The following is a 614-nucleotide window of genomic DNA, read 5'->3' as shown; positions in this document are numbered from 1 at the left end:
GTTGTACGTGTAGATAGTGATGTGGATAATGCCTGTTTAGGACTTGGAGAACACATCACTCTAACGGTAAATCCATTGCCAGATCAAAACACTATTACAGATTATGTAGTTTGTGGTGATGATCCAACGCAGTTTATTTTTGATCTAACCATAAAAGATACAGAGGTTATCAATGGACAAACTAGTATTGATGTTTCTTATCACGAATCACTTGCTGATGCTATAGCTGATACAGATCCAATTGCAAGTCCATATATGTCTTTTGCCAGAACTATTTTTGTGCGTGCAGAAAATACCATCACAGGATGCATCAATACCTCTATGAGTTTTGATTTGATTATCAATGAAAATCCTCCAATTGTTATACCTGCTACACTAGAAATATGTGATGATACTCCATTTGATGGCTTCCATCCTATTGATTTAACAGTGAAAGATGATGAAATCATCGGAACACAAACTGGTGTTTCTGTTCAGTATTATCTCAGTCAAACAGACGCTGAGAATGATACCAATCCGCTCGCCTCTCCATATACTAACATCAGTAATCCACAAACCATATTTGTGCGTGTAGAAAATGGAACCACGAGTTGTTTTAGCATCACTAATTTTGA

The 614-nt window shown here is 36.6% G+C and carries 1 pseudogene; it reads left to right on the top strand.

The window, feature by feature from the left end:
• Positions 1-614, top strand: a pseudogene (locus tag Q0828_RS24380) (hypothetical protein); the annotation flags it as partial.

The organism is uncultured Kordia sp., from assembly GCF_947496985.1.
Lineage (GTDB): Bacteria > Bacteroidota > Bacteroidia > Flavobacteriales > Flavobacteriaceae > Kordia.
The sequence above is the reverse complement of the archived record's forward strand: the minus strand, read 5'-3'. Positions and strand labels throughout refer to the sequence as shown.